The sequence below is a fragment of the Streptomyces globisporus C-1027 genome (assembly GCF_000261345.2).
GTDB classification, from domain to species: Bacteria; Actinomycetota; Actinomycetes; order Streptomycetales; family Streptomycetaceae; genus Streptomyces; species Streptomyces pakalii.
In genome coordinates this window covers 3,353,387-3,362,230 of record NZ_CP013738.1, presented here as the reverse complement: position 1 = coordinate 3,362,230, position 8,844 = coordinate 3,353,387, and the positions used below count along the sequence as shown (strand labels likewise).

Below are 8,844 nucleotides of genomic sequence, written 5' to 3'. Positions count from 1 at the left end.
GCGGAGCAGGGCAGTGGGGGCGGGGAGGAAGCCGGACGTGGGTGCTGTGAAGGGCAAGCGGATGCCGCGCGCCGTGCGCGAGCAGCAGATGATGGACGCCGCCGTGCGGACCTTCGGGCAGCGCGGCTACCGGGCCGCCTCGATGGACGAGATCGCGGAGCTGGCGGGCGTCTCCAAGCCGTTGGTCTACCTGTACCTGAATTCCAAGGAGGACCTGTTCTCCGCCTGTATCCGCCGTGAGGCGCAGTCCCTGCTGGAGGCGGTGCGGTCCGGGGTGGACCCGGAGCTGCCCGCCGACGCCCAACTCTGGTCGGGGCTGCGGGCGTTCTTCGTCCACACCGCCGAGAACCCGGACGCCTGGTCGGTCCTGCACCGTCAGGCCCGCTCGCACGGGGAGCCGTTCGTCAGCGAGGTCGGCTGCATGCGGGACGAGATCGTCGCGTTCGTGACGGGCCTGATCGGAGCCGCCGCCCGCGAGGCCCACAGCGACCCCGCCCTCGCGGACCGGGATGTGGCGGGCCTCGCCCAGGCCCTCGTGGGGGCCGCGGAGTCGCTGGCGGGCTGGGCCAACGACACCCCGGACGTCTCGGCGCGGGAGGCGGCGGCGACGCTGATGAACTTCGCCTGGGCGGGCCTGGAGAACCTGATGCACGCCCGGCCCTGGACGCCTCCGGCTGCGTAGAGGGCAACCCCGTCAAGGGTGGGTAGCAACTCAACTTCAACAGCGGCCGGTTGAGTAGGCGTACTCAAGAAGGAGCCTGTCGGTGCGGCTGAGACTGGAGGCCCGAACCGACCTCCTAGGAGCAGGCGATGGCCGCCATCACCCCGAACCCCGCCCCGTCGCTGGACATGAGGCTGTCGTCGAGCCGTCGGCTGCCGGCCGCCCTGGCCGTCGCGGTGACCGCGGCGCTCGTCGTGTCGAGGTTCGGCGCCGCCGACCCGACCACCTGGCTGCTGGAGACGGTGTGGGTGATGGCGGGCCTGCCGCTGGTCATCCTCCTCCGCAACCGCTTCCCGCTGAGCGGCCTGCTCTGCGGGCTGCTGGCGGCGCATGCCCTGGTGCTCATCGTCGGCGGCCACTACACCTACGCGGAGGTGCCCGTCGGAGACTGGGTGCGCGACGGGCTCGGCTGGGAACGCAACCCCTACGACCGCTTCGGCCACCTCATGCAGGGCTTCGTCCCGGCGATCCTGGTGCGCGAGCTGCTCGTCCGCACCTCCCCGCTGCGCGGCAGCCGCTGGCTTCCCGTCCTCACCGTCTGCGCCTGCCTGGCCTTCAGCGCCGTCTTCGAGATGCTGGAATGGCTGGCGGCCGTCACCGGCGGTGAGGCCGCGGACGCGTTCCTGGGGACGCAGGGGGACGTGTGGGACACCCAGTGGGACATGTTCTGCGCCCTGATCGGTGCCACGTTCGCCCTGCTGCTCCTGAGCCGTGTCCACGACCGTGCCCTCGGCCGCCTCGGCCTGGAGCGGTCCCCCCGTCGCTGACCCCCGGCCTACTTCGTCACCGTCCCCACCAGGTGCACGCGCCCCTTCGCCCCACGGAGCGCGAAGGAGCCCCCGGTGGGGTCGGCGGCGTACGTCAGGGTGGCGGGCAGCAGGACAGGGGCCCTGAACTCGGCCCGTACGGAACGAACTTCGGTTCCGTCCCCCGCCTCGGCCAGGCAGCGGGCGACCGTCCACATGCCGTGCGCGATGGCCCGGGGAAAGCCGAACAGCCGGGCGGTCAGCGGGTGGAGGTGGATGGGGTTGCGGTCCCCGGAGACGGCCCCGTAGCGCCGCCCGAGGTCACCGGGCAGCCGCCACTCGGCGACGGCGGGCAGATCGCCGACGGCGTCCGGGGCGGAGCGAGGTGAGGCGGCCGCATCCGTCGTCGCGTGCCGGGACAGATAGCCGCTGCGGGACTCCCACACCAGCTTCCCGCCCACCCGCGCCTCGGTGACCATCGTGACCTCGGTGCCCCGCCGGTGCGGGGCCAACCCGCCCGCGTACACGGCCAGTTCGAGCGGTTCCGTCCGCCGCACGGCCCGGTGCGGGGTGATCTCGATCCAGGTGTGGACGAGCCCGAGGACCGGCAGCGGGAAGGCCCGCCCGGTCATCAGCCGCATGGTGAGCGGGAAAGCCAGCACATGCGGATACGTCAACGGCAGCGGGCCGGACTCCGCGAATCCGCAGATCCTCCCGTACGCCGCGAGCGGCCCGGGGGCGACGGGCGCGGCCGGGCGGGTCAGGCGGCCCGGGGGCAGGACGGCGTCCGGCCGGCCCGCGCGCTTGAACGGTGAGGAGAGGGCCCCGCGTACGAGCGAGGCGCTGAGTGAGGTCATCGGTCTCACGCCCCCAGCAGGCTCTGGCCGCAGACGCGCAGCACCTGGCCGTTGACGGCGGCGGAGCCGGGCTGCGCGAACCAGGCGACGGCCTCGGCGACGTCCACCGGAAGCCCGCCCTGGGAAAGGGAGTTCATCCGGCGGCCCGCCTCGCGGATGAACAGCGGCACGGCGGCGGTCATCTTCGTCTCGATGAACCCGGGGGCCACCGCGTTGACCGTGACGCCGTGCTCGGCGGCGGCGCGCGGGCCGAGCGAGCGGACGAGGCCGATGACACCGGCCTTGCTGGCCGCGTAGTTGGTCTGGCCGTTGTTGCCCGCGATGCCCGCGATGGAGGCGGTGGCGACGACCCGGCCGCCCCGGTTCAGGGTGCCCGAGGTCAGCAGTTCGTCGGTGGTGCGGAGCACGCTGTCGAGGTTGACGTCGATGACCTGGGCCCAGCGGTCGGCCGGCATGTTGGCGAGGCGGCGGTCGCGGGTGATGCCCGCGTTGTGGACGAGGACGTCGAGCCCGTCCGGTGCGGCGGCGGCGATGCGGGCGGCGGCGTCGGGTGCGGTGATGTCCAGCGGCAGCGCGGTGGCCCCGAGCCGGTCGGCGGTGCGCACCAGGTCGTCCTGCGCCTGGGGGACGTCCAGCACGATCACGTGCGCCCCGTCGCGGGCCAGCACCGAGGCGACGGACGCGCCGATGCCCCGCGCCGCGCCGGTGACCAGGGCGGTACGTCCGGCGAGCGGGGCGTCCTGGTCGGCCACGGGGTCCGGGGCGGCGGTGGTCAGCTCGATCACCTGGCCGCTGACGTAGGCGGACCGGGGGGAGAGGAGGAAGCGGAGGGTGGACTCGGCGGCCCCCGGCGCGGCCCCGGCCGGGATCCGCACGAGCTGGGCGGTGGAGCCGCGCCCGATCTCCTTGCCCAGCGACCGGACGAAACCCTCCAACGCCTGCTGGGCAGCGGCCTGATGGTGGTCCTCGGAGGACGGGGCCGTGCCGATGACGACGATCCGGCCACCGGGAGCCTGCGACCGTACGACAGGATGCAGGGCCGCGTGCACCTCGGCGAGACCCCGGGCGGAGGTGACCCCGGTGGCGTCCAGCACGATCCCGGCCGGCCGTGCGGCCTGGGCGTCGACCGTCAGCCCGGTCGCGGCCAGCGCCTTCGCCAGCTCGTCCGTGATCGCCGAGTCCCCGGCGGTCAGATGCAGCAGCGGCCCGTCCAGGCGCGGGGTCTCCAGGGTCCAGCGGCGCAGTGGGGCCGGCTGCGGCAGGCCGAGCCGGCGGGTGAGGAAGCGGCCGGGTGCTGTGCCGGTGAGGTGCAGATAGCGATCGGCCATTGTCCTGACTCCCTGCTCGGTCGTAGATTTACTCTTGAGTAAGGTTACTGAAGAGTCAGGAGCTGGTCGAGATGAACAATCCCGGACCGACCGAGACGAGATGGTCACGATGACGCGCCAGGACCCGTTCGAGCCGCTCTCCCTGCCCCAGCCGCGCCGCGTCGCGGTGCTCGGCGGCAGCCGCACCCCCTTCGCCCGCTCCGACGGCCCGTACGCGACCGCCTCCAACCAGGACCTGCTGACGGCCGCCCTGAACGGCCTGGTGGAGCGGTACGGCCTGACCGGCGAGCGGGTCGGGGCGTTCGTCGCGGGCGCGGTCCTCAAGCACAGCCGCGACTTCAACCTGGCCCGCGAGACCGTCCTCGGCTCCGCCCTCGACCCGCGTACCCCCGCCTACGACATCCAACAGGCCTGCGGCACCGGCCTCCAGGCGGTCATCGCCGCCGCGAACCAGATCGCGCTCGGGTCCGTCGACTCCGCGATCGCGGGCGGCTCCGACACCACCAGCGACGCCCCGCTCGGCGTCAACGACGACCTGCGCCGCATCCTGCTCGCCGCCCGCCGCGCGAAGACGACGGGCGCCCGCCTCAAGGCCCTCTCCGCCGTCCGCCCCCGCCACCTCGTCCCGGACATCCCCCGCAACGCCGAACCCCGCACCGGCCTGTCGATGGGCGACCACGCCGCCGTCACCGCCCGCCGCTGGGCGGTCACCCGCGAGGACCAGGACCTGCTGGCCGCCACGAGCCACCAGCGCCTGGCCGCCGCGTACGAACGCGGCTTTCTGGACGACCTGGTGGTCCCGTACCGGGGCCTCGACCGCGACCAGAACCTGCGCCCGGACTCGACGGCCGAGAAACTGGCGCGCCTGAAGCCGGTGTTCGGCACGTCCGGCCCCAACCCGACCATGACGGCGGGCAATTCGACGCCGCTGACGGACGGCGCGGCGACGGTCCTGCTGGCGAGCGAGGAGTGGGCGCGGGAGCGGGACCTGGAGCCGTTGGCGTATCTCTCCCTGTACGAGACGGGCGCGGTCGACTACGTGGACGGCGACGACGGCCTCCTCATGGCCCCGGCCTACGCGGGGCCGCGCCTGCTGGAGCGGGCCGGTCTGGGCATCGAGGACTTCGACCTGTACGAGATCCACGAGGCGTTCGCCTCCCAGGTGCTGGCGACCCTCGCCGCCTGGGAGAAGCAGGGCCTCGCCCCGGTGGACCGCACCCGCCTGAACGTGGCCGGGTCCTCCCTCGCCACCGGCCACCCGTTCGCCGCGACGGGCGCCCGCATCGTGGCGACGCTGGCGAAGCTGCTGGCGGAGCGGGAGGGCCCGGGCCGGGGCCTGATCTCGATCTGCGCGGCGGGGGGCCAGGGGGTGACGGCGATCCTGGAACGCCCCTGACCTGCCTGCCTCTTCCGCTGTTTCCCTGCCGGACGGACGACCCGGCGAACCGACCCGCCCGACCCCCGAACCGAGGAGCCGCACGTGTCAACGCCACCTTCCGCCGTACCCGCAACTGCTGTTCCGCAGCCCGTCCTGATCGAACCGACGAAGAAGCGCGGCCCGGACGGCAAGGTCCAGGAGGTCTCCGTACCGAAGTTCGCGCCGGTCGTGGAGCGCGGCTCGCTGGCCGAGATCCCGTTCGACAACGCCCGGGAAGCGCCCGGGGAGTTGGTCCTCAGCCGTAAGGACGCTGCGGGCGCGTGGCAGGACGTGAGCGCCGCCGAGTTCGCCGCCGAGGTGCTGGCGGTGGCGAAGGGCCTGATGGCGGAGGGGCTGCGGGCGGGGGACCGGGTCGCGATCATGGCCCGGACGACGTACGAGTGGACGCTGCTGGACTTCGCGGCCTGGGCGGCGGGCCTGGTGACGGTCCCGATCTACCCGACCTCGTCCGCGTTCCAGGCCCGCTGGATCCTCCAGAACTCGGGCGCGGTGGCGTGCGCGGTGGAGACGAAGGAGCAGGGCCGCCTGATCAGCCAGGAGCGCAAGCAACTCGGCGACCTGGCGCACCTGTGGCAGTTCGACACGGGGGCGATCGGCCACCTGAAGTCGCTCGGCAAGGACATCCCGGACGCGGCGGTCGCGGCCCGCCGCGCCACCCTGGAACCGCACAGCCCGGCGACCCTCATCTACACCTCGGGCACGACGGGCCGCCCGAAGGGCTGTGTCCTGACCCACGGCAACTTCTTCGCCGAGGTGGACAACGCGATCGAACTCCTCCACCCGGTCTTCAAGTCGGTCTCGAAGGAGCCGGCTTCCACTCTCCTCTTCCTCCCCCTCTCCCACGTCTTCGGCCGGATGGTGGCGATCGGCTGCATGCGGGCGAGGGTCCGCCTGGGCCACGCCCCCTCCATCCAGACAGAAGACCTCCTGGCCGACCTGGCCGGCTTCCGCCCGACCTTCCTCCTGGCCATCCCGTACGTCCTGGAGAAGGTCTACAACACGGGCCGGGCGACGGCGGAGAAGATGGGCCGCGCCTCGTCGTTCGACCGTGCGGCGCGGATCGCCCAGCGCTACGGCAAGGCGGTGGAGGCCGCCGAACACGGTACGGGCCCGGGCCCGGGCCTCGGCCTGCGCGCGGCCCGCGCCCTGTACGACCCGCTGGTCTACCGCCGCATCCGGGCGGCGCTGGGCGGCAAGGTCCGGTACGTGATCTGCGGCGGCTCCCCGCTGGGCCGGCGCCTCGCGGCGTTCTACGAGGGCGCGGGCATCGGCATCTTCGAGGGCTACGGACTCACCGAGACCACGGCCGCCCACACGGTGACCCCGCCCCTCAAACCCCGCCTGGGCACGGTCGGTTGGCCGTTGCCCGGGACGTCGGTGCGCATCGCGGACGACGGCGAGGTGCTGCTGAAGGGCGGCCAGGTCTTCCGGGGCTACTGGGACGGGGAGCGGGCGGAGGTGACCCCGGCGCTGCTGGCGGAGGACTGGTTCCCGACGGGCGACCTGGGAGCGCTGGACGAGGACGGCTACCTGACGATCACGGGCCGCAAGAAGGACATCATCATCACGTCGGGCGGCAAGAACGTCACCCCTGCCCCGCTGGAGGACTGGCTGCGCGCCCACCCCCTGGTCAGCCAGTGCATGGTGGTCGGCGACAACCGCTCGTTCGTCACCGCCCTGATCACCCTGGAACCGGACGGCCTCCAGCACTGGCGCCAGATGACCAAGAAGCAGGACATTCCGATGCGCGACCTGGTCCACGACGAGGACCTGCGCACGTCCTTGCAGAAGGCGGTGGACGAGGCGAACCGCCTGGTCTCGCGCGCCGAGTCGATCCGCAAGTTCACGGTGCTGCCGGTGGACTTCACGGAGGAGAACGGCCACTTGACGCCGTCGCTGAAGCTGAAACGGGACGCGATCGCGCGGGACTTCTCGGGGGAGATCGAGGGGTTGTACCGGAGGTAGGGCTTTCGGTGGGGGCCGGGCCCTTGTCACATGTCGTCGGGAAGCAACCTGAACGCCTTGTGGCCGGTCAGGGGCCGGACCATACGGAAGTGGCGGTCCGAGGTGAAGATGGCCTCGGTCCGGTACGCGGCGGCCAGGGCGACATTCATCGCGTCTGCCAGGCCGATGCCCTTGCCGCCGTCCGCATCCACGTATCCCTCCGCGACGGCGATCGCCGCACTCAGGTGCGCTCCGACGGCGGGGATCTCGAAGCGGCGGGTGGCCACGTTGCGCTCGATGAACCGTGCTGCCGTCAGAGCTTTGCCGGCGCCTGCCTTGGTGGTGATCAGATAGTCCAGCTCGGCAAGGACGAACGGGGAGACGATCAGATGGCTGATCGTCGACAGCGCCTTCTTGTGCGCTTCGTGGCCGGTGAGCCGTGGGTCGAGGAGCCTGTAGAGGGCGTTGGTGTCGGCAATGGCGATCAGGCTCACGACCCCATCCCCTTGAGCACGTCCTCGATGTCCTCGTCCGTGAGGTCGGGGAGGCCGAGGTCAGGGAGGTCTATGGCGCCCATCGGGTCGGTGGGGTAGGGAGGGATGTCGTCGTCGGTGATGGGAACGACGCGCGCTACGGCGGTGCCGTTCTTGGTGACGGTGATGGTCTCGCCGCGTGCCGCCGCAGCAAGGATCTGTGAGGATCGCTGGTTGAACTCGCGGGCCGTGGTCTCCATGTAGTACATGATACTACATGGGGGGATGGGCGGTCGATCGTGGCTAACGCATCACCCGCCTGCAAGGCGGATGTGGGCCCCGACCCCCGGGTGTCGTCGCGCGCGACACCCGCCTTAGAAGCCATCTCATTTGGTGAGTGGGCGGTAGCAGATGAGAGTGCAGGCGATGCTGGTGAAGGCGAGGAAGTGGTCGGCTTTGCGTTCGTAGCGTCGGTGTAGGCGACGGTGGCCGGCGAGCCAGGCCATGGTGCGTTCGACGGTCCAGCGGTGGCGGCCCAGCCGTTGTGAGGACTCGATTCCCTTGCGGGCGATGCGGTGGGTGATGCCGCGCTGGCGTAACCATCGCCGCAGGTGGACGTAGTCGTAGCCCTTGTCGGCGTGGAGTTTGGCGGGCTTGCGCCGCCGGGGTCCGCGGCGTGAGCGGATCGGCGGGATGCCCTTGACGAGCGGGATCGGGGCCTGGCTGTCGTGCAGGTTGGCCCCGGAGATGCCGATGGATATGGGCAGACCGGACCGTTCCGTGATCAGGTGGATCTTCGAGCCGTACTTGCCCCGGTCGACAGGATTCGGACCCGTCAGGTCCCCCTTTTCAGGGCGCGCATGTTCACCGAGTCGATCGCGCACCGTGACCAGTCCAGCTCGCCGCGGGCACCGAGTTCGTCGAGGACCAGGCGGTGGAGCTTGGCCCACACTCTGGCCTTCGACCACTCCGAAAACCGCCGGTGGGCGGTCGCTCCGGACGGGCCGAACGACGCCGAAGGCAACTGCTGCCAGGTACAACCCGACGGGGCCACGAAGACGATCGCGGCCAGCACCTCCCGGTCGCCGTGCCGACGCCGACCACCGCCCTGCGGCCGCGACGGCGCCTCCGGCACCACCCGCTGGAACAACTCCCACAACTCGTCCGGCACCAGCCGCTCAACGATCCCCACCATGACTTACAGAGTGGCGAGTCGCCCAAATGAGATGGCCTCTTAGGCGAGCGGTGCTCGCCTCTCCGAGTCTGCGGAGCAGGCGGCGCGGGAGGCCCTCGGCCCCCTGTTCCCGCCACCGAAGTTGCGGCACTCTGGTGCCCGT

Annotated in this window: 9 protein-coding genes; 4 read left to right on the top strand and 5 right to left on the bottom strand. The window is 71.8% G+C overall.

Features of this window, described 5'->3' with window-relative positions; all coding sequences use genetic code 11:
- Positions 1-37: 37 nt before the first annotated feature.
- Together WQO_RS14455 and WQO_RS14450 are read left to right on the top strand one after the other, a co-directional pair.
- A complete protein-coding gene (locus WQO_RS14455) occupies positions 38-682 on the top strand; it encodes a TetR/AcrR family transcriptional regulator (protein ID WP_029182664.1) in 645 nt (214 codons plus the stop codon).
- Positions 683-810: 128 nt separating this feature from the next.
- On the top strand, positions 811-1,488 hold the full coding sequence (locus WQO_RS14450) for a DUF2238 domain-containing protein (protein ID WP_010063916.1): 678 nt from the start codon (positions 811-813) through the stop codon (positions 1,486-1,488).
- An 8-nt stretch (positions 1,489-1,496) separates the two neighbouring features.
- On the opposite strand, the gene WQO_RS14445 is transcribed toward WQO_RS14450, so the two are convergent.
- Together WQO_RS14445 and WQO_RS14440 are read right to left on the bottom strand one after the other, a co-directional pair.
- Positions 1,497-2,324: a MaoC family dehydratase gene (locus WQO_RS14445; RefSeq protein ID WP_010063915.1), complete on the bottom strand. Its 828-nt coding sequence runs from the start codon at positions 2,322-2,324 to the stop codon at positions 1,497-1,499.
- A 5-nt stretch (positions 2,325-2,329) separates the two neighbouring features.
- On the bottom strand, positions 2,330-3,652 hold the full coding sequence (locus tag WQO_RS14440; protein ID WP_010063914.1) for a 3-oxoacyl-ACP reductase: 1,323 nt from the start codon (positions 3,650-3,652) through the stop codon (positions 2,330-2,332).
- Between the two features lie 100 nt (positions 3,653-3,752).
- On the opposite strand from WQO_RS14440, the gene WQO_RS14435 reads away from it, so the two are divergent.
- Both WQO_RS14435 and WQO_RS14430 read left to right on the top strand, forming a co-directional pair.
- On the top strand, positions 3,753-5,048 hold the full coding sequence (locus tag WQO_RS14435) for an acetyl-CoA C-acetyltransferase (protein ID WP_032749247.1): 1,296 nt from the start codon (positions 3,753-3,755) through the stop codon (positions 5,046-5,048).
- An 84-nt stretch (positions 5,049-5,132) separates the two neighbouring features.
- Positions 5,133-7,055, top strand: coding sequence for an AMP-dependent synthetase/ligase (locus tag WQO_RS14430; RefSeq protein WP_010063912.1), 1,923 nt, complete (start codon positions 5,133-5,135; stop codon positions 7,053-7,055).
- A gap of 26 nt (positions 7,056-7,081) precedes the next feature.
- On the opposite strand, the gene WQO_RS14425 is transcribed toward WQO_RS14430, so the two are convergent.
- The 3 genes from WQO_RS14425 to WQO_RS35040 all read right to left on the bottom strand — a co-directional run bounded on the left by WQO_RS14425 (position 7,082) and on the right by WQO_RS35040 (position 8,702).
- The gene (locus WQO_RS14425) at positions 7,082-7,528 is read right to left on the bottom strand and encodes a PIN domain-containing protein (protein ID WP_010063910.1); all 447 of its coding nucleotides are present in this window, start codon (positions 7,526-7,528) and stop codon (positions 7,082-7,084) included.
- Positions 7,525-7,767, bottom strand: a complete 243-nt coding sequence (locus WQO_RS14420) for a type II toxin-antitoxin system Phd/YefM family antitoxin (protein WP_029182663.1) — start codon at positions 7,765-7,767, stop codon at positions 7,525-7,527. The genes WQO_RS14425 and WQO_RS14420 overlap by 4 nt, the downstream gene beginning before the upstream one ends.
- A gap of 126 nt (positions 7,768-7,893) precedes the next feature.
- Positions 7,894-8,702 (bottom strand): IS5 family transposase gene (locus tag WQO_RS35040; protein ID WP_107115819.1). Its coding sequence is split into 2 segments (ribosomal slippage): positions 7,894-8,354 and positions 8,354-8,702, totalling 810 coding nucleotides; the frame shifts between segments, so codons are not numbered across the junction.
- Positions 8,703-8,844: the final 142 nt, after the last annotated feature.

Coding starts and splice junctions, on each gene's coding strand:
- WQO_RS14450 (WP_010063916.1), top strand. CDS start 811: ATGGCCGCCATCACCCCGAACCCCGCCCCGTCGCTGGACATGAGGCTG.
- WQO_RS14445 (WP_010063915.1), bottom strand. CDS start 2,324: ATGACCTCACTCAGCGCCTCGCTCGTACGCGGGGCCCTCTCCTCACCG.
- WQO_RS14440 (WP_010063914.1), bottom strand. CDS start 3,652: ATGGCCGATCGCTATCTGCACCTCACCGGCACAGCACCCGGCCGCTTC.
- WQO_RS14435 (WP_032749247.1), top strand. CDS start 3,753: ATGGTCACGATGACGCGCCAGGACCCGTTCGAGCCGCTCTCCCTGCCC.
- WQO_RS14420 (WP_029182663.1), bottom strand. CDS start 7,767: ATGGAGACCACGGCCCGCGAGTTCAACCAGCGATCCTCACAGATCCTT.